The organism is Veillonella sp. CAG:933 (assembly GCF_000431435.1).
Classification (GTDB): Bacteria; Bacillota; Negativicutes; order Veillonellales; family Veillonellaceae; genus Veillonella_A.
The window spans coordinates 1-26,448 of record NZ_HF986182.1; the positions used below are offsets into that span (position 1 = coordinate 1).

General features: G+C 45.6%; 23 protein-coding genes and 1 other annotated feature. Of the genes, 1 reads left to right on the plus strand and 22 read right to left on the minus strand.

Annotation, left to right across the window (positions count from 1 at the left end; genetic code table 11):
• Window positions 1–205: 205 nt before the first annotated feature.
• From QZL64_RS14540 to ileS, 20 genes are all read right to left on the minus strand, one after another.
• Complete coding sequence (locus QZL64_RS14540; protein WP_363315342.1) at window positions 206–301, minus strand: putative holin-like toxin; 96 nt, start codon at window positions 299–301, stop codon at window positions 206–208.
• Window positions 302–499: 198 nt separating this feature from the next.
• Window positions 500–1,078: an LptM family lipoprotein gene (locus QZL64_RS04365; protein ID WP_021840780.1), complete on the minus strand. Its 579-nt coding sequence runs from the start codon at window positions 1,076–1,078 to the stop codon at window positions 500–502.
• A gap of 150 nt (window positions 1,079–1,228) precedes the next feature.
• Window positions 1,229–2,458: an ABC transporter substrate-binding protein gene (locus QZL64_RS04370; RefSeq protein ID WP_021840781.1), complete on the minus strand. Its 1,230-nt coding sequence runs from the start codon at window positions 2,456–2,458 to the stop codon at window positions 1,229–1,231.
• Window positions 2,455–3,264 carry an ABC transporter ATP-binding protein gene (locus QZL64_RS04375; RefSeq protein WP_021840782.1) on the minus strand — a complete coding sequence of 270 codons (810 nt, stop codon included), beginning with the start codon at window positions 3,262–3,264 and terminating at the stop codon, window positions 2,455–2,457. The genes QZL64_RS04370 and QZL64_RS04375 overlap by 4 nt, the downstream gene beginning before the upstream one ends.
• 3 nt (window positions 3,265–3,267) lie before the next feature.
• Window positions 3,268–4,275, minus strand: a complete 1,008-nt coding sequence (locus tag QZL64_RS04380) for a FecCD family ABC transporter permease (RefSeq protein WP_021840783.1) — start codon at window positions 4,273–4,275, stop codon at window positions 3,268–3,270.
• Window positions 4,275–5,270, minus strand: coding sequence for a FecCD family ABC transporter permease (locus QZL64_RS04385; protein ID WP_021840784.1), 996 nt, complete (start codon window positions 5,268–5,270; stop codon window positions 4,275–4,277). The genes QZL64_RS04380 and QZL64_RS04385 overlap by 1 nt, the downstream gene beginning before the upstream one ends.
• 12 nt (window positions 5,271–5,282) lie before the next feature.
• Window positions 5,283–7,517, minus strand: a complete 2,235-nt coding sequence (locus QZL64_RS04390) for a TonB-dependent receptor (protein WP_021840785.1) — start codon at window positions 7,515–7,517, stop codon at window positions 5,283–5,285.
• Window positions 7,518–7,785: 268 nt separating this feature from the next.
• On the minus strand, window positions 7,786–8,523 hold the full coding sequence (locus QZL64_RS04395; RefSeq protein ID WP_021840786.1) for an energy transducer TonB: 738 nt from the start codon (window positions 8,521–8,523) through the stop codon (window positions 7,786–7,788).
• An 8-nt stretch (window positions 8,524–8,531) separates the two neighbouring features.
• Window positions 8,532–8,936: an ExbD/TolR family protein gene (locus tag QZL64_RS04400; RefSeq protein WP_021840787.1), complete on the minus strand. Its 405-nt coding sequence runs from the start codon at window positions 8,934–8,936 to the stop codon at window positions 8,532–8,534.
• Window position 8,937: 1 nt separating this feature from the next.
• Complete coding sequence (locus QZL64_RS04405; protein ID WP_021840788.1) at window positions 8,938–9,552, minus strand: MotA/TolQ/ExbB proton channel family protein; 615 nt, start codon at window positions 9,550–9,552, stop codon at window positions 8,938–8,940.
• A gap of 153 nt (window positions 9,553–9,705) precedes the next feature.
• Window positions 9,706–11,640 carry a TonB-dependent receptor plug domain-containing protein gene (locus QZL64_RS04410; RefSeq protein ID WP_021840789.1) on the minus strand — a complete coding sequence of 645 codons (1,935 nt, stop codon included), beginning with the start codon at window positions 11,638–11,640 and terminating at the stop codon, window positions 9,706–9,708.
• Window positions 11,641–11,817: 177 nt separating this feature from the next.
• Window positions 11,818–13,728 (minus strand): TonB-dependent receptor plug domain-containing protein, encoded by a 1,911-nt coding sequence (locus tag QZL64_RS04415; RefSeq protein ID WP_021840790.1) that lies wholly within the window; start codon window positions 13,726–13,728, stop codon window positions 11,818–11,820.
• A complete protein-coding gene (locus QZL64_RS04420) occupies window positions 13,728–14,753 on the minus strand; it encodes an ABC transporter substrate-binding protein (RefSeq protein ID WP_021840791.1) in 1,026 nt (341 codons plus the stop codon). Before QZL64_RS04420 ends, QZL64_RS04415 begins: the two co-directional genes overlap by 1 nt.
• The gene (locus tag QZL64_RS04425) at window positions 14,750–15,544 is read right to left on the minus strand and encodes an ABC transporter ATP-binding protein (RefSeq protein WP_021840792.1); all 795 of its coding nucleotides are present in this window, start codon (window positions 15,542–15,544) and stop codon (window positions 14,750–14,752) included. Before QZL64_RS04425 ends, QZL64_RS04420 begins: the two co-directional genes overlap by 4 nt.
• Before the next feature lie 9 nt (window positions 15,545–15,553).
• Complete coding sequence (locus QZL64_RS04430) at window positions 15,554–16,657, minus strand: FecCD family ABC transporter permease (protein ID WP_021840793.1); 1,104 nt, start codon at window positions 16,655–16,657, stop codon at window positions 15,554–15,556.
• 729 nt (window positions 16,658–17,386) lie between these two features.
• The gene (locus tag QZL64_RS04435) at window positions 17,387–17,584 is read right to left on the minus strand and encodes an indolepyruvate ferredoxin oxidoreductase subunit alpha (RefSeq protein WP_156705428.1); all 198 of its coding nucleotides are present in this window, start codon (window positions 17,582–17,584) and stop codon (window positions 17,387–17,389) included.
• A gap of 104 nt (window positions 17,585–17,688) precedes the next feature.
• A complete protein-coding gene (locus QZL64_RS04440; RefSeq protein ID WP_021840795.1) occupies window positions 17,689–18,576 on the minus strand; it encodes a Cof-type HAD-IIB family hydrolase in 888 nt (295 codons plus the stop codon).
• 573 nt (window positions 18,577–19,149) lie between these two features.
• Window positions 19,150–19,527 (minus strand): hypothetical protein, encoded by a 378-nt coding sequence (locus QZL64_RS04445; protein WP_021840796.1) that lies wholly within the window; start codon window positions 19,525–19,527, stop codon window positions 19,150–19,152.
• A gap of 64 nt (window positions 19,528–19,591) precedes the next feature.
• Window positions 19,592–19,960 carry a hypothetical protein gene (locus QZL64_RS04450; RefSeq protein WP_021840797.1) on the minus strand — a complete coding sequence of 123 codons (369 nt, stop codon included), beginning with the start codon at window positions 19,958–19,960 and terminating at the stop codon, window positions 19,592–19,594.
• 523 nt (window positions 19,961–20,483) lie between these two features.
• Window positions 20,484–23,318 carry an isoleucine--tRNA ligase gene (ileS, locus tag QZL64_RS04455; RefSeq protein ID WP_021840798.1) on the minus strand — a complete coding sequence of 945 codons (2,835 nt, stop codon included), beginning with the start codon at window positions 23,316–23,318 and terminating at the stop codon, window positions 20,484–20,486.
• A 40-nt stretch (window positions 23,319–23,358) separates the two neighbouring features.
• Window positions 23,359–23,557: a binding site (T-box leader), on the minus strand.
• Window positions 23,558–23,734: 177 nt separating this feature from the next.
• Here ileS and QZL64_RS04460 point away from each other — a divergent pair.
• Window positions 23,735–24,916, plus strand: coding sequence for an MFS transporter (locus QZL64_RS04460; protein ID WP_021840799.1), 1,182 nt, complete (start codon window positions 23,735–23,737; stop codon window positions 24,914–24,916).
• A gap of 167 nt (window positions 24,917–25,083) precedes the next feature.
• Here the strand turns inward: QZL64_RS04460 and QZL64_RS04465 are convergent, their stop codons facing one another.
• Window positions 25,084–25,407: an ArsR/SmtB family transcription factor gene (locus QZL64_RS04465; protein WP_021840800.1), complete on the minus strand. Its 324-nt coding sequence runs from the start codon at window positions 25,405–25,407 to the stop codon at window positions 25,084–25,086.
• 107 nt (window positions 25,408–25,514) lie between these two features.
• The gene (locus tag QZL64_RS04470) at window positions 25,515–26,408 is read right to left on the minus strand and encodes a DMT family transporter (protein ID WP_021840801.1); all 894 of its coding nucleotides are present in this window, start codon (window positions 26,406–26,408) and stop codon (window positions 25,515–25,517) included.
• Window positions 26,409–26,448 lie beyond the last annotated feature (40 nt).

Consider the following 26,448-nt stretch of genomic DNA (forward strand, 5'->3'; position numbering starts at 1 on the left):
TATATGTTCAATTTCAGTTTACAATTAACCAACACTTTTTTATCTTTTATGCCCACTTTTTTTGCCTTTACAACACACTTGTGTTATACTTAAGACACAAAGAGAGTTATTAACGTGTGTCGGCGTTAGGCTCATCTAAACGGAGTAAATGATAAACCTAACGTGTGAAGTACCTCTAATACTTCTTTTACGTTAGGTTTATTTCTTATCTTTTAAAAGAAATAATTAATACCACAAGTGTAGCAAAAGCTATCATTAAAGATAAGGCTTCATATACAGTCTTAGTATCACCGCCTTTCATGGCGATGAACCTAACTCACGTTAATAACTCTCGAAATATAGTATAGCACTAATCAAAAACAAAAGGTACATAAAATATGCATAATTTATGCTGCATATTTTATGTACCTTTTTATATTCATGTCCAACTATTGCAGTTTTAGGCCCATAGGACCCTTTGAACCGGTCTTTGGTTTTACGTCCTATTTTAACTTTCAAATCAGTCTTTTCGCATCATGAGCAGGTTACCATTGGCATCAAAGATGCCGGTGTATTTTTCACGAGCTCCCTCAATATGAATATGAGCCCGATACATATGCGCATCCACATCGAATTCATAGATTACGCTCTTATTGACTTGCCCCTGTTCAATCGCCTTGGCCTTTTCATCAGCAATCTTGTAGATCTGTGTGACTTTTGAAAAATCTATGCTGTTAATAGGCATGATATTATCGTCCATATTGCCGTCACCGGTGAGCTGCACCGGTTCCGGACCAGTCCACTTGCCATCAATATAGGTATAATGGTCAACCTTGTCGGTCGTATCCGGCTTTAGCACATCAAGGTCAATGACATTGCCTTCACCATCAATGTCCGATACAGTCACATCTTGAAACAGCTTCAAATCTTTGCCCTTTAACTCCGGCATTTCACGAAGCTCAGCCATGGCTTTTGTAATAATTTCCGGATCCGTGAAAATACTCTTATGCGTTGCATTAGGCGATGCCGTCTCCGTGCCGCAACCGGCGATGATTACCACTGAAAGAATCATCATAAGAAAAGCTATTATTCGTTTCATAAGTCACCTCTAATACATTATCCCTAAACAATTCATTTCTGTATCAATCGTCCCTAAGATTGAATGTCAAAAAGGTCTAATCATGATTATATTTTATATTAAAAATGACTCATTGACAATTCATAAAATAACGTTCCGTGAAATTAAATTTTACTTCACCGTCGTCAGATAGCGCCGCAAATCTTCAATGGCCCGTTCTTTGGCAATAATGCCGTGGGCATTCCAAAGTACGGGGTTGACGTTGAGAATATGACCGTCTTTGACGGCCGGAATGGTCTGCCACAAAGGGTCGGCTTGCAGCTCTTCATAATATTTTTGAGCAGCTCCCGCATTACCGCTGCTGCTTGGACCATAGCCGCTGGCTACAATTAAATACTCCGCCTTAAGCTCCGGCAGCATTTCGAGCGACACCACATTCGTATCCCCCGAATCCTGCGCCACCGACATCGGGTCTGGTCGCAAATTCAAGAGTTCATACATGAAGCGATTAATATCGTTCGTCGAATACGGATAAAGGCGCACTTCTTTGCGCATAACGCGCAGCAAGGCTACCGGTGCATTCCCGATATGAGCCTTGATTTCCATGCGCGCTTCCTTAACACGGTCATAATAGAGCTGCAAACGGTCTTCCGCCTGTTTTTCACGCTGAAGAATACGACCCAGCGCAAGCAACGTAACCTCCGTATCTTGCAGTCTTAATGCCGCTACAGGCGCAATTTTACTGAGTGCCACATAGGTATTGCGGTCAAAAGAATCGCGCAACAGAATCAAATCCGGCTTCAAGGCCTGCACCTGTTCCATGTTGATGGCCTTAATGTTTTCATTAATGCTGATAGGTTCCACACCCTCAGCCGTCAATTCATCATGAAGGTAAAAAGTCGGCGGGTTGTATGCCCCCACCATAGGCGCCCCCAAGGCCGCCATAGGATCTTCTAAGCGAATAACCACAACCCGTTTGGCCTCTTTAGGGATTACGGTGGTACCGTATTTGTGTTTTAAGATGAGCTGTCCGTCCTGTTCTGTGAAAAGAGCGTCCGCTTTCTTTTGAACTTGCACTTTTCGCTTCGCCAGTTCCGCATCAATCGCCGCCGGTGCATCACTTCTAAGCTCATTCGGGTCGAATAAAGGCTTCGCCTTCGCCGTTACCGCCGTCAAACTCGGTTTGATGGACCAATTCATATCCTCAAAACTGCATCCGGCCACAAGCAATATAGGTAAAAAAGCCAGTGTCATCGCCGTTTTTCTTAGCGTCATAGCTTTTACCACAGCTTTTACTGCAATTTCTACCACAGGTTTTACTACAGCTTTTACTGCAGATTCTACTACAGGTTTTACTGCAGTTTTTACCACAGCCTTTCCTCCGGCTTTTAGACTTCTCATAAAGAGCCTCCCACGTTTTGGGGAATGCAAAACGGCAAGCGCGTAAGCGGGTCCTTCATAATCATGGCGGTTATGCCGAACACATCGGCCAACATTTCAGCCGTAAACACTGTTTCCGGCGAGCCTTCAAACCGAACCGCTCCGTCTTTCATGGCAATAATATGATCCGCAAAGCGAGCTGCCTGATTCAGTTCATGAAGCACCATGATAATGGTTTTGCCATACGTCTTATTAAGCTCAGCCACTAATTGCAACACTTCCAATTGATGGGCAATATCTAGAAAGCTGGTCGGCTCATCTAAGAAGAGGATTTCCGTATCCTGCGCGATGGCCATGGCAATCCAGGCCCGTTGCCGTTGACCGCCGGACAGGCGATGAATCGGTCTGTCCGCCAAATCTTCCAGATGCGTAACTTTAAGAGCCCAGTTGATAATATCACGGTCCTCCCGCTTCATACGGGTGAAAACACCGTTCTTATACGGCGCTCGTCCATAAGCGATAAGTTCACGAATGGTAAGCCCTTCCGGTGCCGTCGGATGTTGCGGCAAAATAGCAATTTTTTTAGCCAACACTTTCGTGTTTTCTTTATGAATATCCTGACCGTCTAAATACACCGTGCCGCTCATAGGGGTAATAATACGACAAATCGTTTTCAGAAGTGTCGACTTGCCGCAACCGTTGGAGCCGATTAAGGCCGTTACTTTGCCACGTGGAATGGTAAGATTCAAGTTATCGATAATGACCGTTTTATCATAACCTGTACGCAAGCCTTCTATCCGAATGTCTGTTTTGTTAGAATGATCCATGACTTACCCCCGTTTCCGTGCCAAAATAAATAGAAAATACGGTGCCCCGATGAGGGCTACCACAATGCCCACCAGCATTTCGTCCGGTGCGATAATAACGCGACCAACCCAGTCGGCCGTTACCAAAAGCCACCCTCCGATTAACGCCGTAAGCGGTAATACATAGGTGCAATCGGCTCCTATTAAGCGTCTGGCAATATGTGGTGCCACGAGCCCGATAAAGCCGATGCTGCCGCCGATGGCCACGCAGGTGGCGGCCAAAATAACAGCCAAAATTAAGAAGCCCAGACGACTGCGCTTAAGCGATACGCCAAGACCGATAGCCGTTTCATCGCGAAGCGTAAGAATATTGAGGGTCGTCCGATTGGCATACAGTATGAGTGCCAATACGATAACCACCGCACCCAAAATTAACACATGAGCCCAGGTGTTGCCTGCAATATTCCCGATAATCCAGGTGTTGACCTGATTAAACTTTTCAGGCGATAAAAGAACTATTAAAAGAGTCTGCAAGGCATGAATACCGGCCGTCAAGGTAATGCCGCTGAGTACCAACGCATAGGTACCGCCCGCTTCATTTTTACGCATAGCCAGCGCAAAAATACTCCCCGCCGCGATGAGCGCTCCCACAACCGCTACAATAGGCAGCGACCAAATGGGAAGGCCCTGATCCACGGGTGTCAGAAAGATTAAAATCATAACGCCCAGACCGGCACCGGCATTGACGCCCAAAAGGCCCGGACCGGCCAATTCATTACGGGTGAGCTGCTGAAATACAGCGCCCGATAAGGCCAAGCCCATGCCGATTAACACGGCCAATACCGCCCGTACCAAGCGAAAGTCGAAGACTACGGTATTTTCTTCCGCCGTGCCGCCCCCTAATAAAATAGCCAATAAATGGCTGTGCGAATAATAGGTAAAGCCGGTACTCACATGGAGAAAGAAGAACAGCAATAAGAGCGCCAGAAATACGGTGCTATATACTGCGAACTGTTTTTGACGAAGTGTCATTACCGGGCCCCCTTTCGATTCGCTAAATAAAGGAAGAACGGTACGCCGATAAGCGCTGTAATGGCACCTAACGGTATTTCAAAGGGAGCGGCCACACTGCGCGCTACCAAATCGGCACCAACCAGTAAGATGGCTCCCAATAAAGCTGTAATAGGAATTACCTTGCGGTAATCGATACCGACCAATTGGCGAGCCATATGTGGTGTCACAAGGCCGACGAAGCCGATAGGCCCCGCAATAGCTACGGCGGAACCGCAAAGAATCAATACGGCCAGACCCGCCAAGAACCGAATACGGCCCATATGACCGCCCAGGCCGATGGCCATCTCCTCGCCGAAACTCAAAAGAGTTACCGATTTAGACAAACCAATCGCCATGATTATCCCCACCAATGTCCACGGCCATAACAAGAGAACTTGCGGCATGCGCACGCCGCTGATGCCGCCGGCCGTCCAATAGCTCAAGTCCTGCGCCACATCAAAAAAGACGACCAGCGCCTGAGTTATGGCTAATAATACGGCACTCACCGCCGTTCCCGCTAAGGCGAGAAAAACCGGTGACATACGACTACCGTTGCGATTGGCCAACGCCATAATGATAACCGTCGCCAACGCGGCCCCGCCAAAGGCAAATAATACGGCCACATTTAAGCTGCTATCCGGTAAGAAAATCATAGCCACCGCCAACCCTAAGGCAGCCCCGGAGTTAACCCCCATTATGGACGGACTGGCCATGGGATTATTCGTTATCCCCTGCATCAAAGCCCCGGCTACGCCAAAACTGATACCACAGGCCACGGCCAACAGGAGTCGCGGTACGCGCAACGTTTGCACCAATAACTCGTCTACCTGCGAAGGGTCATAGTTTACCAGCGCCTTCCATATCGTCGGCAAGGGAATATGGCGTGCTCCCACGGTGAGCGAATAACTCGCCAACAGCAGGAGTCCGATTAGCAATAAGAGGCCCAATAGCCAGGGTCTTCGATTCCAATTCATGTATTACCTCGATTAGAAATCAGCAGAAACGGATAAGGTAAAGGTACGGCCTTTGCCTAAGTAGATAGCATTCGTGGTGCTGCCTTGAAGGGCATGCCATTTTACGGTATCGAGTACGTTGTACACATTGGCGCGTACAGTTAACGGAGTTTTGTCCCAAGTGAATTTATAACGGGCACCCAAGTCCCAACGAACCCATGGGCTCGTGCTAAGGGTATTGGCCATATTTACATAGGCCTTGCCGTTATAGGTCAAACGCGTATTAACGGACAAACCTTCCACGCTCTTAATGTCTTGCTCAACCCCGATTACGCCGCTCCAACGCGGTACCCCGGTAGCCTGATTGCCTTCGTAGCCGGCATAGGAAGAAGCCAAGGTAATGTATTTAGCATCCATGAAGGTAATACCGCCCAAAATACGGGTACCTTCACGGGGCTCACCGAATACACTAAGCTCAATACCGCGGTTACGCTGTTCACCGGCTAAGGCATAGTAGTTGTCATCCGTGGTGATAAAGCTTGGATTTTTCATAGTAAAGGCACTGATTGTAGTGGCAATTTTGCCAAAATCAAATTTAGCGCCCACTTCATACTGAGTCGTTTTATACGGTGCAAAAGTTTGGCCCGCATTTTCCGTGCCATCCGGCGCCGTTTCACCTAAGGATAAACCTTGCGCATAGTTGGCGTAGAGGGACATACGGTCGTTCACTTTATGAACGATGCCAAAAGTTGGTGTAAAGGCCGTTTCGTCATAGCGCGTCGTGCTCTTTAACGTGCTGCCGCTGTAGCTGTAAGAGGTGTCTTTTACCTGCTGAATACGACCGCCGAGAATAAAGTTCCAGCGATTATCCGCCGTGGAGATAATATCGTTAATACCCACACTTTGCTGCACCCGATTATCACGAATCAAGTACGGACCGTAACTGCCGTCGGTATAGGTTTGCCAAGAAGGACTATACACGCTGGTTGTATACGTTGGCGTTACGGTCGGTTTATCTTCGTATACTTTGTAACGAACCTGAGAGGCTGCAATGCTTACTTCATGAGACAAGGAGCCTGTTTGCAAATGACCGCGAACACCGAATTCGCTGGAAATGGCCTTATTAATCTGACGATTATGTACATAGCTGACTCTGGCGTTGCCGTTTACATTATTCAATAAGAAACGGTTAGATAAGCCGTCCTGAGAGGTATTACGCATACCAAAAGCAGCCCAAGCAGTCCAATCGTCGTTAAGGTCGTATTCCCCTTTCCACAAGGCAAATTTCTCAGTCACGCGGCGATAGGTATCCGGTGCTCCGAAGGTAGCATCATCGCTCACACTCGGCAAGGCTGTAAGCTTATTTGCCGTAGCCTGCGACATGGTTACCTGGTACTGTGGGTTTTCAATATCGTTATAGATGTAGCCCATGTCGAGGGACGTACGCCAACGTTCCCCTTTGGCGTCAAAACCCATGAACACGGTGTTGGCACTGTTGGATTCATTCTTGTACGCATCTTCCTGGCTGCCACGGTTTAGTACATTGAGACGAACACCGTATTTACCGTCGTTAAAACGGCGACTCATATCGAGTTGTTGCGTGAACTGATGGCCTTCACCATAAGTTAGGGTCACCGTATTTTTATCTTCGTCGCCGGCATGCTTCGTTACATAGTTAATAACGCCGCCTACCGTATCATTCGGCGCCATACCGCTGAGCATGGCACTCGGCCCCTTTAGAATTTCAACGTTTTCAAGGTACTCAATGCCCGTGTAGTAACGCGGAGCAACGCCGTAAATGCCATTCAACTGCACATCCTGCTGGGTCGTTTTAAAGCCGCGGATACTCCATGCGTTAGACGCGCCGGACAAGGTCAAATCCGTAACCGACGAATCATTCGCCACTACGTCGATAATATTGCTAGCCTGCTGGTTCTGCATCGTTTCTTCGGAAATAGAAATGACATTAAACGGCACTTCCATGAAGTCTTTTTTGCCAAGAACACCGATGCTGCTCTTACGAGATACCTGACCGCCGGCATACGTGTCTTCAGCCGCTGTTTCCGGCTCCGCCTGCACTACTACCGGCTCTTTCTTTTCTTCCACTAGCGTAACTTTACCCAAGTCTTGCAAGTTACTGTAATCACGGGCCGCCTCTACCTGATTACCGGCCGTAACAGTCCATAAACCGCCTAACACTAAAGCGCCCAATACACGACCGGCCAGCACGGCTTGGCCTTTTTTCACACGCACACCATTTGTTTTCATTAACGAGGTCTCCTCTCTCAAAACTCAAGCTATACAACACCGTATAACTATACTGCACACAAAACCACAATCGCCCTTTGGCAATCAATATAACTTAGCATTACTAATTGCTATTACAATTTCATATTCGCAACTTGAAATTCAACTTTACAGTATAAGAACGGAAAACAGGAGAGCGACCTACCTGCCCTCCTGTTACGGCTCATCTTAGCGGCAACTGTCTTAAAACCATCCTACCAAACTAATTCAGTTGCCCATTAGATTTTAATTAACTGCCAAACTCAATTTTCCCTTCGGAAACAACCGGCTCTCCGTTGACCGTTTTAGGACGGTACGCACTGCTGCGCGCCTGTTGCAACGCCCAGCGATCTAACGAGCCGTTACCGCTGCTGCTGATAATATCTACATCCACAGCTCGGCCCGCTTCATTAATCAGTACATACACAACAACATTACCTTTACCCGGTAATGAACGGGGTCCTAAATATTCCGCATCAATGACGATATCTCCGGCCGGTTCAGTACCTTCGCCGCCGGCAACGCCGCCTTGACCGCTGCCGCCGCCACTGCCGGTTCCTTCACCGGCTTCACTGCCACTGCCGCCGCCCGTTCCGGCCGCTTCACCGGCATACGAACCGGTTGCAGCCTGTGCTACCGGTGCTGTTGGCGTCTGCGGTGTATCTTTTTTAATCACCTGTTCTACGGGCACGCCGTTTTTAATATCCGCAATCTGCTCTTCGGTTAACGGTGCCGGCGGTTGTACCGTCGACTTTTGCGGCGCTGCTACAGCCGGCCCCGCCGAAGGACCCGCATCACCGACTACACTGATGGTAATCGGGGTTTTATCAGGCACGAGTTCCGGTTTTTGCAAAAACGACCATACCATACCGCTCATCAACGCCACATTGATAATGACGGATGTGGTAATCGCCATGCGCCAACGATTTTTATAAATATGAGCAAACTGCGACGTTTTTTGCGTTACCTCTTGTACGTTTTCACTCATACTATCACCTACTTACTTTCGGTAGCTACGGCAATCTTATTGAGCTGCATATTTTTTAGCGTATCCAGAACTTGAACAAATTCACCGTACTGCGCACGTTGGTCGGCTCTGAGAATAATCGTTAAATCACCGCCTTTAGCTTTTTCAGCTTCAAGACGTTTGGCCATACCGTTCAAATCGTACGCATCCTGCTCTACATAAATTTTGCCATCCGCCGTGATGGTAATCGGAATCTTACGCTGCAAATCGACCGAACTGGCCGTGGCTGTCGGTAAATTCACAGGCATGGATTTTTGAACCACCATGGATAACATACTCATCATGAAAAACACTAATAGGAAGAATATAATGTCAATCATAGGGATGATCATGAGCTTTGGTTTATTGGTTGTACGAAGACTTCTGATATTCACATTAAGCCTCTTTCGCTACAACATCAACGGCCGCATTCATATACACATTACCGATTTCTTCCATATCGGTAATAAGACCGTCTTGTTTATGCACCAAATAGGAATGGATAACGAGGGCTACGATAGCCACAACAAGGCCGGTAGCCGTCGCAATCAACGCTTCACCCACGCCGCCGGTAATGGCAAAAGGCTGACCGTCGGACACGGATAAAACACTAAAAGAGCTAATCATACCGGTTACGGTACCGAGCAAACCGAGGAGCGGTGCCAAAGTAACGATAGTTTCCAAATAACTTAAACGAGCACGCAAGCGACCCGCAATGGCTCCGGCTGCGCCCTGTAATGCAGCATTTTTAGATTTAACGGTGTCGCGGTAAATGGCCGATGTAAGCATTTCAGCAGCTACACCGCCATCTTCGGCACATAAAGCTTCCAAGCCTTTTTGATTATTAGCAGCCGCCAACACCGGCACTTCTTCGCGCAAGCGGTTCATATTGGATTGAGCCGCACGATAGGTACGCACCCGTTCTACCAAGATAGCGATAGCTATAATCGAGCAAAGTAACAACGGATACATTACTAATCCGCCTTGGTGAAATAATTCTAATAGTTCCATGAGATACTCCTTTGTTTAAATAAAATAATCTATTAATCACCGCCTTAAAGTCGGTCATTTAACGTTTTAAAAATTGCATATACTACTATTTGACTAATAATCAATTATTAAAGTTTGAACGCCGACAACGTTTTAATCTTCTGAAAAATCAGCTTAGAAGCTATGTTCCACGCCGACTACATAGTGACGTTCCGGCATAGCGTAGGAGCCGATAGTTGTGGATGGCTCCACTTCATAGGATTCATTGGTTAAGTTGAATGCTTGGGCGTAAACCTTCGTATTCTCGTTCAATTTATAGTTTACATTCACATCCCATACGAAGTAGGACGAATCGGAATATTTCGCCGTAGAGCGTCCGGTTACGTATTGGAACATGTTGTTAACGGACCAACGATTTTTTTCATACATGAGTTCCAAGCTGTAACGGTTCGGATTGCGGTTATCGGTTGAGCTTACATAGCCGCTGCCGGTATCCTGCTGAATTTTCACATAGTTATAACCGGCACGAGCGGACCAAGCATCATCTATTTTATAAGTAGCGCTCAGGTTCAGACCACGGCGTTTTTCACGGTTAACATTTTCATAATAACCTTGTACGTAATTATCGTTTGAATCATAATAACCGTTTACCCACGACAAGGCGTTTTTCAAACGGCTGGCAAACACGCTGGCCGATACGCTTAAGCGGTCGCTCACGTCACTATCGATACCAAGCGTTACGGTCTGTGATTTTTCCTGCTCCAAATCGGGATTTCCAATCCAGAACTCCGTGTTGGCATAGAGCATTTTAAGGGTCGGATTATTAACGGCCTGGCCCCAGGAAATATACGCATGGGTCGTATCGTTTAACTTTTTATTGAGGCCGATATGGGACGCCCAATCACCGCCAAACGTATCCTGATGCTCATAACGAGTACCGAAGTTGGCCGTCCAGCCCTGACCGAGCTCCCATTTATCTTCAACGTATACAGCCTTACTAATCATGGATTTATCAAAGGCAACTGCGTTGTTTTCTTCTTTAATATGTTCCTGATTGTACGTAACACCACTGATTAAAGTGTGATCGCCGATTTTCCAAGTTTTCTGTCCTTCAATACCGTCCATAGAAAGGTCATGGCTGTAAGAGCTGGACGAACTACCGGAGCCGAAGCCGGAATCACTGGTTTCGGTATTACGATACGCTCTCACAAAAGTACCGGAATCAGTGCCGAAATTATAGGTCACGCCGTAACTCATGTCCGTTGTATCTTTCACATTACCGGCACCGGTTACCGTACCGGTAAGCGGATTTTTAAGACGAATACCATAGCCGTCTTTCTTTTCAACACGGCTAAAATCTACGCTCAACTGATCGTCACCGATGTAACGGTCATAACGGGCCGTCCATTTATCGCGGTTAATGTAGGTATCCGGGAATTCGTGACTGTTGCCTTGATAATCCTTGTAATGTACATTGTCACGACGTTCTTTCGTGTAGGACACGAAGTAACCGTTCGTTTCGTCGCCGCCTTGCGTAATCACAGTGCCTTTACGATGACCCCAGCTGCCGAGTTCACCGCGCACGGTTGTTTTCTGACCCATTGTCGGCGTTTTCGTAATAATGTTGATAACCCCGGCCACAGCACGTTCGCCATAGAGTGCCGAGTTAGGACCTTTTACCACTTCGATACGATCGATGTTATCCATCGGAATCTGGTCAATATCAATCGCATTGGACGCGCCGGATACAACTAAATGGTCCCAGTTCATCTTACGGCCGTTCACCATAACGAGTACGCGTGTATCGCCGTTAAGCTCCGGATAAGCGGCAAAGCCTTTCTGAATCACCGGAATATTATTGGCTTTTAACGCATCTGATACATTATTATAATTGCCTTCTTCTATTTCTTTAGCCGTAATAACCGTAGTATCTGCCGGAATGTCCACTTTTTCTTCCGACAAACGACTGGCTGTCACGAGCACAACTTTCCCTAAATCCTGCAAATTGCTTTCATCGTAGTCGGCGGCCCACACACTGCCGCTCGTAGCGGTAATTACCAAAGCTGTCAAAACAGCTTTACTTACACCATTGCGATGATTCAATTTCATTACATTTCCTCCTAAACACACATGCCTAATCACACATCGATACAAACAACTAATTAGCGTTTAAATGGCTCGTCACATTCCACACTCAATGTGACGTAACCATTTATGCCAAACTTCAGGCTACAACTTACACACTAATTGCAACCTTAGTTTTCTTTTTCAAAAATACGGATAAGCTTAGAAGCTATGTTCCACACCGACTACATAATGACGTTCCGGCATAGCATACGCACCAACCGGGTAATTGTAAGGTTCTACTTCATAAGATTCATTCGTCAAGTTCAAGCCCTGAGCATAAATCTTCGTAGAATCGCTCAACTTGTAACTTACGTTCAAATCCCAGTTAAAGTAAGAGGAATCTGTGTAATAAGCGGTTGAACGACCGGTTACATAACGGAAGTTATTGGATACATACCAACGGTTCTTTTCATAGCTTACTTCCAAGCCATAGGAATTTGGATGACGGTTCTTATCATCATTCGTCATGCCGCTGCCCGTATCAACACGCTGACGCAAGAAGTTATAAGAGGCACGAAGTTTCCAAGCATCGTCCAATTTATAAGTAGCACTCAAGTTAAGGCCTTGGCGTTTTTCTTTATTTACGTTGTAGTACACAGTTTTGGAAATACTTGTATCCCATACCCAATCAAGAGCATCTTTCAATTTGCTTTCATAGATGCTGGCCGATACGAGTAAGCGATCGGATACTTGACTGTCAATCCCTAATGTTACGGTATGAGATTTTTCCTGTTTCAAATCAGGGTTACCAATCCAGTACGGTGAGTTAGCGTATAACATCTTGAGAGTCGGGTTATTAACGGCCTGGCCCCAAGAGATATAAGCATGGGTATTTTCATCGAGTTTTTTATTTAAACCGATATGAGATGCCCAGTCACCGCCGAAGGTATTGTGATGTTCATAACGAGTACCAAGGTTCGCAGTCCAGCCATTGCCGAGTTCCCATTTATCTTCCACATAAGCAGCTTTTGTTTTAGCACCTTTACTAAAGGAAACGCCATCATTCGTTTCATCAATATCTTCTTTTGTGAAGTTTGCACCACTGATTAAAGTATGATCACCAAGCTTCCAAGTTTTTTGACCTTCCAAGCCAAACAATGCCAAATCATGTTCATACGGGGTACCGGCAAACGGTGCATCCGCTTTTTCAGTATTGCGGTAAGCACGTACGAAGGTACCGGAATCGGAACCGAAGTTATAGGTCACGCCATAGCTCATGTCGGTTGTATTACTCTTCATGCCGGAACCGTAAGCCACACCGTTTAACGGATCGCTAAGGTAGATACCGAAGCCGTCCTTACGATGACTATAGGAGAAGTCCACTGTCATACGGTCGTCGTCGAAGTAATGGTCAAAACGAGCCGTTACATTATCGCGGTTAATAGAGCTGTCCGGGAATTCATGAGAGTTACCGTTGCTGTCTTTGTAGTGATAATTTTTTTGACGCGTTTTGCTGTAGGATACGAAGTACGCATTACTTTCATCACCGCCTTGCGCCGTAATACCGGTTTTCCAGTAACCCCAGCTGCCGACTTCACCTTTAACGGTAGTCTTCTGACCCATGGTGCCTTCTTTAGTAATAATGTTAATAACCCCGGCTACGGCACGTTCACCGTAAAGTGCAGAGTTAGGACCTTTAACCACTTCGATACGCTCAATATTTTCAACCGGGAACTGGTCAATATCGATAGCATTATTGTCCCCGGATACAATCAAATGATCCCAGTTCATTCTTCGTCCGTTCACCATAACGAGCACACGGGTGTCACCGTTGAGTTCCGGATAGGATGCAAAACCTTTCTGCACTACCGGCACATTGTTCGCTTTCAACGCGTCCGATACACTATTAAAATTACCCTTTTCAATTTCCTGGGCCGTAATAACTGTCGTATCCGCCGGAATGTCCACTTTTTCTTCCGACAAACGACTGGCTGTCACGAGCACAACTTTCCCTAAATCCTGCAAATTGCTTTCATCGTAGTCGGCGGCCCACACACTGCCGCTCGTAGCGGTAATTACCAAAGCTGTCAAAACAGCTTTACTTACACCATGGCGATGATTCAATTTCATTATTTTTCCTCCTCAAATCCCTGAGCGATTCTCTCCAGGGCATCTACCACACGACCGTTACCATTGTTAACATCCGCAAACGGCACGGCTATAATACGCCGCTCCCGAATAGCACGCATATTACGCAAATTCGGATCTTTTAACAATTCGGCAATCGCCTCCTCAGCACTTGGCGTACGATTACCTTGACTTACGGTCACAAACACAATTACATCCGGGTCGAACGCCAACACACGTTCCGGCCCCACAACTGAAATCTGCCGGTCGGTCAGATTATGACCACCTGCTTTTTTGACAATGTCATCTACAAGATAAACCGGTCCGTATAAGCTGTAAGTACTATGCCCATGGGCTTGTAAAATAATGACATTCGGCTTATAGTTCCGTTGATTTACTTGTTCAGTCACCTTTTGCACTCGCTTTTGTAATTGTTCTTTATAGGCACTTGCCCGCTCCGGGACCTGAAAAAGCCGTCCCGTATCATCAATAAAGGGATATACTGTACTCTCCACAGTCGGCTGATTCTTACGAATCGTAGCCGGCACAATATATACACCGATATTTCGTTCATACCACTGCCGCACATCACCCAATGCGGCCGGTGTAAAATGATGCGACCAGCCCATCAGCAAGTCCGGCTGCAACGCCATAACCTGTTCACGGCTGGGCACATAACTATTCGTTACCAAGGGCAATCGACTATAGATCTCGCGATATCGCTCCGGCTCTTCACCATAAGGTTCTACCGTCCCGACAATTCGATTCTCGAGGCCCAAATCAATAAGTAATTCCGTCGCCCCCGGATAGGTCACAATCACACGACTCGGCGGTTCTTCATATTCAAAACTCATTGGATTTCCGTCACTGTCAAAGTTTTGAATAACAATACCGCCTTGATTGGCACTTACCTCACCGACAGGTTGCCAACGGCCGTTAGTATACGCAAACCACACAACTAATACTAAGGCACAAAGCGCAACCAAGCCGATTAAGCGCCGACTCCATCGTTCCCACCATGACATCATGGCGACTCACCCGAGTTTCCACTGAGGCCCTGCCTGCGATACGTCACAATCGGCGTACCGTCGTCATGAGCCGATACCACACTCTTCACAGCATATACATCACGAATCAAATCTTCATTGATGAGCTTTGAAGGAGTACCATGTTTTACCACTTGACCTTTTTTCATGATAAAAATCTCATCACAAAAGAGCGAAGCCAAATTCAAATCATGGAGCGCTGCAATGACGCCGACACCAAGACCTTTAATTACTTCCAACAGTTCCAACTGATACGTTATATCCAGATGGTTCGTCGGCTCATCTAAGATCAAGTACGACGGCTGTTGGCAAAGTACACGCGCCAACATGACACGTTGCTGCTCCCCACCGGATAACGAAGCAAAACTACGTTTAGCTCGGTCCCACATGCCAACCTTTCGGAGGGCCTCCATAGCAAGCTGTGCGTCTTCTTCCGTGTCATCGTCAAACCCTTTTTTATACGGCGTACGACCCATCATTACAATTTGCCACACCGTAAAATCAAAGTTCACTGCATGAAACTGTCCCATTACACCGATTTGCTGAGCCGCTTCACGAAGCGGAATCGCCGCCAACGGCGTACCGTCAAAAGTAATTTCACCCTGCTGAATGGGAAGGACTCGATACAGATGTTTCAAAAGGGTCGATTTACCGCAACCGTTCGGCCCCATAAGGCCTACAAATTTATCGGCCGGAATGGTGAGTGATAAATCATTTAGAATTTGATTGTTACCGGCGCGGTAGTTAAGATTTTTTACTATAATTTCTTTCATACCGGCCTCCTAACCACCAAAATTCCGACTCGAACCAAAGAGAAGTTTCATAAAGAGCGGCGCCCCCATTAAGGCTGTCAAAATACCGATTGGCAAATCGCCGGCCGGCAACAGCACACGCGACAATAAATCGGCCAACACAAGGAAAATGGCGCCGCCCAGCACAACTACAGGCAGTAAGCGCTTATGACCGACACCTACAAAGGCGCGCGACATGTGAGGAATAACGAGTCCTACAAACCCGATAATACCGCACTGTGAAACGAGCACGCCCGTTAAAAGCGCCATACAGGCCATGTAGATGTACCGTTTACGCGTCGCATTAATCCCCAGCGTAACCGCCATTTCTTCGCCCAGTAGTAAGGCGTCCAAGGCACGCACTTGGGATAAAAAGTACACCGTCATGCAACCGACCACAAGTGCCGGCCAACCAAGCATAGACCATTTCGCATCCGCTAAGGAGCCCATCGTCCAAAACGCGGCACTTTGCATGCCTTCCGCATCACCGGCCATGTAGATAATAAAATTAGATAGGGCCGTACATAAGGCACTCACAACTGCACCGGCCAAGACGAGCTTAACCGTAGAAATACGTCGTCCCATACCGGCTAAGGCAAGTACTGCCAAGGTTGCCACGATGGCACCGCCAAAAGCCCACAGCGGCACGCCTACATTAGCGACTCCTAACAAATGACCTAACAGAATCGCCACAACCGCCCCCACTGAGGCTCCGGACGCAATTCCCAGAATAAAAGGTTCCGCCAGCGGATTTTGCACCGACGCCTGCATTATAGCGCCGGATAAAGCAAGACCGGCACCGACTAATGCGGCCAATATGACACGAGGTATGCGAATATCCCATATAATATCCGTCATAGCGGGTGGCACCGACTCAGGCACCACGCTCCCCGTTAATTTTGCACTTAATACCGCCAATACTTGCTCTGCCGAGATTGTTACACTGCCCAAGGCTACTGCGGCTATAATTGCGCATAATAAAAAGGCAGTCAGAACCGGTACGGCCCAACTGCCCAATGTTTCAGTTCGATGCTTCGTAGCGGTCTGTAACTCTTGCAGGCGTTCTTGGCGTGTCATTAATTCGACATCGTTCATCAACTACCCTCATTTCGTTATGACATAAAAACAGGTCAACAGTATACGTCCCTGATTCCAATAACACTTACCTGAAAATATGAGGTACTATTACATATCGGCTTACTCAAGCCAACTGAAATCGTCGCGCAGTGCTAACCTTGTCGAAAGAGGCCAAATTTTTGGCTACAAATATTACATTGTCCTATGCTACTTAGCATTCGTTTATTATGTATTAAAAATTATAGAATTGAGAAAAAATTCTTCTATTGCATACATTATTTTATATAAAATGATAGTAACTGTCAATACTAACTCATGAAAACTTCCTTTAAAACACTATATATAATCTTATTTTTCAAAATCCCCCTCTAAACAAACAGGAATTAAAATTCAACTTCATCTCATTATCATTAAGTTTGTCAACGTAATACAAAAAATTAAGATGACATATCTTGAATACCTGCTTATTATTTTAAATAAAATCTATTCCGACAACAGTTATCAGTATGAAATTTCGAATTTTTAAGAGCTATTTATCAATTATAAGAATGGGACTCAAATATAAAAAGCGATTAGTCACGCATTCAAATACCGTTTCCGATATTATCATACTCACTAATCGCTTATATTCATCATGTTATATAAAATGAACCCGATTTTTCTATTTTTGCTACTGTGCAAGTCTACATGTTACACTCATCATTCGTCCGATTTGCACGTTTATTATTTATTCGATTTACATATTTATTATTCATTTGATTTTACGCGCTCAATAGCACCTACCGGACAGATTTCATAACAATCACCGCAACCGATACAACCATTACCGATAAAAAACTGTTGTGGTTGCTCCACAATAATCTGCACAGGACAATCCATGGCACAGGCACCACACTTGACGCATCGCTCGCCATTCACTACAAAGCGCCAACGTAATCCGGCCATAGCCCCGACCTTATCCTGCGCCTTATCCTTACATGGCTTAATTTCGCTTGAAACATCGCCCTTGTAAATTCCAATCCCAGACGAATCAGCTTCCTTGCCGTTCATTATTTCACCAACTCTTTGGAAGCTGTTACTACAGCACGTACAACTTGCGCCACACCGTCTTCATCATTGGTTGGTGCCAAGTATTTAGCCGTTGCCTTCGTCGTAGCCTCACCATTGGCCATGGCGAAAGATACGCCTGCATACGCAAGCATCGTTAAATCATTGTTGCTGTCGCCGATAGTCATAACTTCATCAGCTGTGATTCCCAATTCATTAGCCAACGCTGCTACAGCACGGCCTTTACTGATCCCAGGTTGTACGAATTCCAAATTGCCTTCACTAGATTGAATAATCGTAAAACGGTCATCACCTTCAAAATGTTTTAAAATCGCCTGCTTCTTTTCTTCCGTACCGTAGAACAATTGGATTTTTTCCAAATCCATACCAGTTTCTACAATATAATCGCGCAAATTTGGCACCATCGTACGGCTTGCCTTCATAAGCGGAATCAAATGCGGTGACAAATTAGCGGCAAACTCCTCCATTTCATCGGCTGTGCCAAAAATATCTTTACCGCCATACGCTTCAATATATACATCAAACGGCAACAGTTGATCCATGAGCCACAAACCTTCTTCATTACTGAACGACTGACGGAAAATCACCTTAGATTGGCCATGCTTCTGCTCAACTACCACGGCACCGTTACTACAAATATACTCTTCAATTTCTGGCAAACGCTGAAGAACCTCGCCCATCTCACCGAATGCACGGCCACTGGCTACCGCCACCGCAATACCTTCTGCCATGGCCTCCTTCATTGCCTGTACCGTCACGTCACTGATGTGCTTATCCGTATCCACCAACGTGCCGTCAACATCTGAAACAATTAACTTAATCGGCTTTTTTAAAAATTTCTTATCAAAAGTTGTAATATCCGCTGCCATTCAAAACCTCCTCTAATTTCGTTTATATCCACTCAGCAAACAAATAACCCCTGCCACTGACTACCTTATAATTTAATACCTTTAATGCTAATTATAGCATATCTTAATATTACAGCGGACTAAATAATTCTTAAATAAAATTCATTTATTCCCCCGTAGCGAGCGAAGCAATGCGGAGCACTCCTAAATAACCTCTGAGTCACGCCACCTCCGCTCATTACTCTAATACAAACTCACATCCCCCGTAGCGAGCGAAGCAATGCGGGCAGCCCCTAAATTATCCTCTGAGTCACGCCACCTCCGCTCATTACTCTAATACAACCTCACATCTCCCGTAGCGAGCGAAGCAATGCGGTTCTCTCCTAAATAACCTCCAATCTCCCCCTTCTCCCCTATAAAGCCATCTAGCCCGTGCCACTAAATAACCTCTGAGCAACAGCGCTATCGTACCCTGGGCACCAAAAAGAAGCATATATCTTCCGAAGCGACCTTTCCTATCAGCGAAGCTGTAGGCAGAGAGCGAGGAAGATATATGCTTCTTTTCCCCAGAGCCCATAACGGCTCAGACGCTATTTAGTTAAACGGCCAAATTGCTTTATACACCGCCTCCATGCCCGACTCCGGCACGATATGTTTCCACCCGTCATAGAAATCGCCGGCACTGGTAATCACGCCATTTTTATCATAAACAGCATAGGAGAAGTATTTTATAATCTTTGCCCGGCGAGCCATGGCAACAAGAAAAATATCTGATGCCCCATCCGGATATTCCATCTTAACCCATACTCTGGCGTGTTCAGCATTTATTTCAGCACTATCCGTGTCAACAAAAAGCATCGTTCCTTTAACATTCTTGCCAATATAATCCCAATTAACAGCTAGTGAAGTGTTATTGATACCGAATAAACCTAGTAAAGCAAATACCATAAAAACAATGCGCATAAATTTCATGTTATTAATCTCCCCCAACTACCACAAAACTATAATAACCAACATGCGGTTTACACCTTAACATTTACCACAATAGCGAATAAACCCATTCCATCGGTGAATCCGGCACAATAGCAAGCCACTCACTATTAATTGCTCCTGCTTCAAGAACCTCACCATTTTGCCCGTACATGATACGCGAAATAACCTTTACCGTCCGCGAATCTCGATCCATCCCCATCAAATAATAAATAGTCGTACCATCAGGACTACCTTTGCGAACCCATAACTTAGCCTGTAAACTCGTTTTTTCAAGACTTTCATTATCGATGAAAAAAGTATCCTCATTGGCACTCTTGCCAACATAATACCAATCAGCAGCATATAAACTATTATTGATTGCAAAAATCCCCAGCAATAAAACTACAGCTAAGAAAACACGTAAATATCTCATTCCACGCCCCCTATTCCCCACACGCTATATCATCACTTATAATCATTTCAATTATACTATAAAAATTTCTCACAGATATATATTTATTTTATATACTTCAAGAAAATTCAACTTCTAAAAAACACATCCGTAGCGAGCGAAGTAAAGCGGACTACGCCTAAATAACTTCCTCGCAACAGCGCCACATACTCTGCGAAGAAAAGAATACACTCTCTTTCCTTGCGACCGCTCCTGCAGCATAGCTGCAGGCAGGGAGCGCTTCCACCTCTTTCGCTCCCCGCTCCTAAATAACTTCCGAGCCTACGGTGCTATCGTACTCTGAGCAGAAAAGGAGACTATGTCTTCCGAAGCAACCATTCCTCCTCCCCCTGACTAAATAATTTCCGAGCAGCAGCGCACCGTACTCTGGATAGAAAGAGAAGAAGACCCCTTCTGCCGCGACCTTTCCTATCAGCGAAGCTGTAGGCCGGGAGCAAAGAAGGGGTCTTCTCTCTTTCAAACTGAACAGCGATGTGCTCAGAAATTATTTAGTTAATACATCTACGCAACGATGGCACAATGTAGGATGTTCTGCATTCTGCCCTACTGTTTCACGATGAATCCAGCAACGTTCGCATTTTTCAAATTCACTTGGTTTTACAACCACGCTCAAGTGACCTTCTTCGGTAGCCACCGCTTCAGCCGGAGCCGAATCGCGACCTTCAACCAAATGAGCTTCACTTACGATGAGTAAAGCGGCCAACTGGTCTTTGACTTCGTTCAAGCGTTTGAATACATCGCCGTCAGCATATACTGTGATGGATGCATCCAAGGAGTGACCGATTTCTTTATTCTGACGAGCCGTTTCCAAAGCTTTTGTAAGTTCGGAACGAAGAGCCAAGAGCTTACTCCATTTTTCAGCCAACGCTGCATCATAATGAACTTCTTTGCCGGTAGGCCAATCTTCAAGCATTACGCTTTCACGCATACCGTCTTCTTTCGGCATGTACTGCCATACTTCTTCAGCGGTGAAGGAAAGAACCGGTGCTACCATACGTACCAAGGTTGCTACGATTTCATACATAGCAGTCTGAGCACTGCGACGAGCCTGTGCCGTCGCTTTTTCAGCATACATGGTATCTTTCATTACATCCAAGTAGAAGGAACTCAAATCAACGGTGCAGAAGTTGTGGATTGTATGATACAAGATATGGAATTCGTAGTTTTCATAGGCTTCCGTAACTTTGCGGCGAACTTCTTCCAAGCGAAGAAGAGCCCATTTGTCGATTTCAGACAAGTTTTCATAAGCCACTTTATCTGTATTCGGATTGAAGTCGTCCAAGTTCCCCAATAAGAAGCGGAATGTGTTACGGATCTTACGATATACTTCAGACAACTGTTTAACGATGTCTTTGGACAAACGAACGTCGCCCTGGTAATCCGCGGAGGATACCCAAAGACGCATTACGTCGGCACCGTACACATCGATGATGTCGGAAGGTGCTACCGTATTACCTACGGATTTAGACATTTTACGGCCTTCACCGTCAACTACGAACCCGTGAGTCAATACGGAGTTGTAAGGTGCTTGACCGGTTGTAGCTACGCTGGTAAGCAAGGAAGAGTTGAACCAACCGCGATGCTGGTCGGAACCTTCAAGGTACATAGCGCATGGTACATCGAGACCTTCGTTTTCCAAAACGCCGGCCCAAGAAGAACCGCTGTCGAACCAAACGTCCATGATATCCGTTTCTTTGTGGAATTCACCATGACCGCAATGAGGGCAAGTGAAACCTTCAGGTAATAATTCTTTAGCTGTATGATTCCACCAAGCATCGGATCCTTCTTTGGCAACCCAAGCTTGAACAGATTTGATAGTATCATCATTTACTACATAATCACCGCAAGAATCGCAGTAGAATACAGGGATTGGTACGCCCCATACACGTTGACGGGAAATTACCCAGTCCCCACGGTCCGCAATCATGTTATAGATGCGGTCATGGCCCCATTTAGGAATCCACTGTACCTGATTGTCGATAACGTCAAGGGCTGCTTTACGGTAACCGTCAACGGAAGAGAACCACTGTTCGGTAGCACGGTAGATTACCGGATTTTTACAACGCCAGCAGTGTGCGTATTGGTGACGCAACGTACCTTTATGCAATAAAGCACCGTTATGCGCTACGATTTTCAAGATAGGCACTTCGGCTTCGTGAATTTCTTTGCCGGCCAACGGTTCTTCCGTATCGCCGTAACGATCGTTATCTACAGCGGCCACATAGTTACCGGTAGCATTAACGAAAGAAAGGATTTCCGTGTTGATTTTGCCTTCTTTATTGTATTTTTGGAAAATCCCAAAGTCTTCTTCACCGTGTGCAGGAGCGGTATGAACGCAGCCGGTACCGGCTTCAAGTGTTACATGGTCACCCAATAATACTCTAACTTCGCGGTCAATGAACGGATGCCTGAAAGTAGCCAATTCCAAGTCGGAACCCGGGAAGGTTTTAACCACTTTGTAGTCTTCAACCTGAGCATCTTTCATAGCGGAGTCAACGAGTTCTACGGCCATCAAGTAGTATTCATCGCCAACCTGTACCCATGCATATTCAAGTTCAGGGTTTACGGAGATGGCCTGAGATGCAGGTAATGTCCAAGGTGTAGTTGTCCAGATTACAGCATAGGCTTTAGCCGGATCCACGCCTTCAGGCAACGTACGTTTTACTTCATCTACATACGCATATTTTACATAGATAGAGAAGGATTTCTTTTCATGGTATTCGATTTCCGCTTCAGCCAAGGCTGTTTCGCAGTGAGTACACCAGTAAACAGTTTTAAGACCTTTGTAGATGTATCCGCGTTTAGCCATTTCACCGAAGATACCAAGCTGTTTAACTTCAAACGCAGGTTTTAATGTCAAATACGGATCTTCAAAACGGCCGAGTACGCCGAAACGGATGAAGTCTTTTTTCTGTTCTTCCACGCACTGCAAAGCGTATTCTTTACATTTAGCGCGAAGATCAAGTGGACTCATTTCATGGCGGTTAAGGCCGGTGTTTTTGATGATGGCATGTTCGATTGGCAAACCATGCGTATCCCAGCCCGGAATATATGGAGTGTAAAAACCTTGCATGGTTTTATATTTCATGATGATATCTTTTAACGTTTTGTTAAGGGCATGACCGATATGAAGTTTGCCGTTTGCATACGGAGGTCCGTCATGCAAGACAAAGCTCTTATTGCCTTTTCTTAATTCCAAACGTTTTTCGTAGATTTTATTGTCTTCCCAAAATTTTAAATACTCAGGTTCGCATTTTGGCAAGTTGCCGCGCATAGGAAATTCCGTTGCAGGCAAATGCAAAGTTTTACCGTAATCCATAAATACTCTCCTCTCAACTAATAAAAAAAGCGCTCATCCCCGAAGGGACGAACGCGATAGTCCGTGGTACCACCCTACTGACTCATAAAGAGCCACTCACGCATATAACGGTGCTCACCGATAAAGTTAAAACTTCATATGCTCCCAAGTGATTCGTTATTTCTTCATTCACTGACCTCGCACCATCTGTCAGCTCGCTGAGAATTACCCGAAATAACCGTCTTTGTCATCGCATTCTATCATATGTATAAAACATTTTCTTATAACTAAAATATCCATAGCAAGTTGCTATGGTATTTTACCTTAGCTAGAGTATAGAGAAGTACCTCCATTTTGTCAAGTCATTTCATATGCACTTTTTGTAAAAAAAGTGTATAATTAAAACATCTACTAACAAATTCAAAAGGAGGATTTATATGCTTGCTTGGCAACGCACTGTATACATTTGTTTCTTCGGCGCGTTCTTATCGGCCTTGGGGCTCAGCCAATTGGCGCCGCTATTACCGATTTATATGAACGAACTGGGCGTCACCACAACAAACGAGACAGCCTATTGGTCAGGCTTGGCGATGGGCATCACATATTTAGTCGTCGCATTAGTTTCTCCCTATTGGGGCCGCTTAGCCGACCGTAAAGGTCGCAAAATTTCCTTACTGCGAGCCAGTTTTGGGATGATGCTCTGTAATCTGCTCATGTGCTTCGTACAATCGCCATTGCAGCTTGTGTTAGTCCGATTTATACACGGTCTCGTGTCCGGCTTTTTCTCCGCTTCCATCATTCTCGTGGCGTCGGAAACACCGGAAGAAAAAACAGGTTGGGCCTTGTCGGTGCTGGCCTCGTCCAATTTGGCCGGTTCACTCATCGGTCCTTTAATCGGCGGTTACTTAGCCGATATGTTTGGCGTCCGTTTCTCTTTTTTCATCATTGCCTGCTTCTTAGGCGCCGCCTTTTTACTGGTGTTTTTCTTTGTTCACGAGTCCTTTACACCGGATCCAAACAAGGTGGCCCACAATTTTAAAGAGTTGCGTCAACAATTACCGAACTTCCATGAGCTGTTAATTGTAGCGGCCTCTACTTTTATTTATGCACTCTCTCTGATGAGCTTGCAGCCGATTATTACGGTGTACTTGAGCGAAATTGTACCGCCTGATACACCACAACTCGCCTTATTGGCAGGACTCGTCTTTGCCTCAACCGGTTTTGCGCAAATGTTGAGCAGTTCCTATATAGGCAAATGGATAGATCGCATCGGTCCGCGGCCTATCCTCATTGGTTCGTTAATTTATGTAGCCCTCGTTACCATTCCGCAGGCCTATGTCACTTCGGCCTTGGAACTTGGTATCTTACGCTTTTTAACCGGGCTTGGGCTCGCCGGCTTATTACCGTCACTCAACACGTATATTTCCACTCATGCCCCTAAAACCGTTTCCGGCCAAGTCTTTTCCTATACCCAGACGACTCAGTTCTTGGGTTATTTCCTCGGCTCTGTGGGCGGTGCGCTCTTCATGGGGCAATTCGGCTTTACCGCCCTCTTCTGGGCTAGCGGTCTGCTATTCTTAGCCAACGCCATTTGGGTGTACTTTAAATTAAGATTATAATAATAGGCCAAGTACTGTTAAATATGGTCATCACATCTTTTGAATACTGCAAAATAAACTTGTCCCGTTGCCGGATGAGTTTATTTTTTTCTTTCCCTAACAAATCATCATATACAGATGCATAGATATTTCAAAAAAAATAAAAAGCAGCAAACACTGCTTTTTATCTAAAGCGTACTATTAATTTCTGCCTTAAAGCTGTCTATCACTTTTTCATTACGGCGATAATATGTCCATTTGCCAAAGCGAGCGGACTCTAATAATCCGGCCCGTTGCATAAGGTCTAAATAATGGGACACGGCCGATTGCGAAATGCCTAATTTTTCTTGAATACTCCCTACACAGACTCCTCCTTTAAACGCGTCTTCCTCAGGCATATGAAATCCCTGGGGCGGGAAGTGCTTCGACGGTTCTTTTAACCATTGTAAAATTTTTAGGCGGCTTTCATTAGATAGTGCTTTAAAAATATCTTGTAATTCTTTATTACTCATAATTTTATTATATCTTAATTTTGAGATATGTCAATATATATTATCTAAGTATTTCGATGTGTCATCATCAGGATAAAACGAATTTATCGGGAACTATCCACTCAATACTATTTACTTTTCTCTCGAGCCAAAATAAATATTGTCGATAGTATAAGAACAAAACCGATAATATCGGTGGTTAAAAATTCACTGCCCAATAAAGCCCAGCCTAGTAGGGCTGCCGAAATCGGCTCTACCGAAGATAATACGGAACCTTTTACGGCACCAATGCGGCGTACCCCTTCCAAATAGGCATTGAAGGAAATAATCGTACCCAGCACAACCACATTAAAAAAAGCAATATATGTCCACATATCCCATTCACCGGGCACATCAAACGGCTTAGCCCAAGGAGTTATGATAATGCCCGAAAACAACATGGCAAAACCGACAATCGGACCCGTGCCGTAACGGCGCAACAACGAAACCGGCTGAACGCTGTAGATAGCTACCGCCACGGCTGAAAGCAAACCCCAAAAGAGGACTTTTTCATCAATACCGGCCAATGACAACTTACCCTGTAACGCAATCATAGCCGTCCCTATGGTGGCCAACACGATGCTTATGGTTTCGCCCCAAGTAGGCAATTTCAAATACCGAATGGCCATATAGAGCACAATAATAATCGGCGCTAAGTACTGTAACACGGTGGCAATGCCCGCACCGGCATAATAAATCGAGCGGAAGTAGGCGTATTGGCATAAGGCCATGCCGAGCAAACCGAACACCAGAACACCAATCACATCTTTTGGCGTTTTAAACACTTCAAAAATCTTACCGTGCCCTTGCCAATATGCGGCCATAACGGTGACAACACCGGAGATTAATAAGCGTACGACCAATAACCATTCCGGCGTGATGCCGCGTTGTTGCTGCAAAAATTGTGATGAGGCGCCCGATAATCCCCATAAAATACCGCCCATGAGCGTCAGGCCGATACCGACTAAAAACTTTCTATCCATATTTTCATCCTTCGAATCAAAGTACTAAAAACGACCGGCC

Bases quoted from the DNA above. Each gene is read 5' to 3' on its own strand.
- QZL64_RS04470 (WP_021840801.1), bottom strand. From the start codon at position 26,408: ATGGATAGAAAGTTTTTAGTCGGTATCGGCCTGACGCTCATGGGCGGT.
- QZL64_RS14540 (WP_363315342.1), bottom strand. From the start codon at position 301: ATGAAAGGCGGTGATACTAAGACTGTATATGAAGCCTTATCTTTAATG.
- QZL64_RS04465 (WP_021840800.1), bottom strand. From the start codon at position 25,407: ATGAGTAATAAAGAATTACAAGATATTTTTAAAGCACTATCTAATGAA.
- QZL64_RS04445 (WP_021840796.1), bottom strand. From the start codon at position 19,527: ATGAAATTTATGCGCATTGTTTTTATGGTATTTGCTTTACTAGGTTTA.
- QZL64_RS04435 (WP_156705428.1), bottom strand. From the start codon at position 17,584: ATGGCCGGATTACGTTGGCGCTTTGTAGTGAATGGCGAGCGATGCGTC.
- QZL64_RS04390 (WP_021840785.1), bottom strand. From the start codon at position 7,517: ATGAAAACAAATGGTGTGCGTGTGAAAAAAGGCCAAGCCGTGCTGGCC.
- QZL64_RS04450 (WP_021840797.1), bottom strand. From the start codon at position 19,960: ATGAGATATTTACGTGTTTTCTTAGCTGTAGTTTTATTGCTGGGGATT.
- QZL64_RS04420 (WP_021840791.1), bottom strand. From the start codon at position 14,753: ATGATGTCATGGTGGGAACGATGGAGTCGGCGCTTAATCGGCTTGGTT.
- QZL64_RS04425 (WP_021840792.1), bottom strand. From the start codon at position 15,544: ATGAAAGAAATTATAGTAAAAAATCTTAACTACCGCGCCGGTAACAAT.
- QZL64_RS04430 (WP_021840793.1), bottom strand. From the start codon at position 16,657: ATGAACGATGTCGAATTAATGACACGCCAAGAACGCCTGCAAGAGTTA.
- QZL64_RS04380 (WP_021840783.1), bottom strand. From the start codon at position 4,275: ATGACACTTCGTCAAAAACAGTTCGCAGTATATAGCACCGTATTTCTG.
- QZL64_RS04405 (WP_021840788.1), bottom strand. From the start codon at position 9,552: ATGGAACTATTAGAATTATTTCACCAAGGCGGATTAGTAATGTATCCG.
- ileS (WP_021840798.1), bottom strand. From the start codon at position 23,318: ATGGATTACGGTAAAACTTTGCATTTGCCTGCAACGGAATTTCCTATG.
- QZL64_RS04415 (WP_021840790.1), bottom strand. From the start codon at position 13,728: ATGAAATTGAATCATCGCCATGGTGTAAGTAAAGCTGTTTTGACAGCT.
- QZL64_RS04410 (WP_021840789.1), bottom strand. From the start codon at position 11,640: ATGAAATTGAATCATCGCAATGGTGTAAGTAAAGCTGTTTTGACAGCT.
- QZL64_RS04395 (WP_021840786.1), bottom strand. From the start codon at position 8,523: ATGAGTGAAAACGTACAAGAGGTAACGCAAAAAACGTCGCAGTTTGCT.
- QZL64_RS04440 (WP_021840795.1), bottom strand. From the start codon at position 18,576: ATGGCAGCGGATATTACAACTTTTGATAAGAAATTTTTAAAAAAGCCG.
- QZL64_RS04365 (WP_021840780.1), bottom strand. From the start codon at position 1,078: ATGAAACGAATAATAGCTTTTCTTATGATGATTCTTTCAGTGGTAATC.
- QZL64_RS04375 (WP_021840782.1), bottom strand. From the start codon at position 3,264: ATGGATCATTCTAACAAAACAGACATTCGGATAGAAGGCTTGCGTACA.
- QZL64_RS04460 (WP_021840799.1), top strand. From the start codon at position 23,735: ATGCTTGCTTGGCAACGCACTGTATACATTTGTTTCTTCGGCGCGTTC.
- QZL64_RS04370 (WP_021840781.1), bottom strand. From the start codon at position 2,458: ATGAGAAGTCTAAAAGCCGGAGGAAAGGCTGTGGTAAAAACTGCAGTA.
- QZL64_RS04385 (WP_021840784.1), bottom strand. From the start codon at position 5,270: ATGAATTGGAATCGAAGACCCTGGCTATTGGGCCTCTTATTGCTAATC.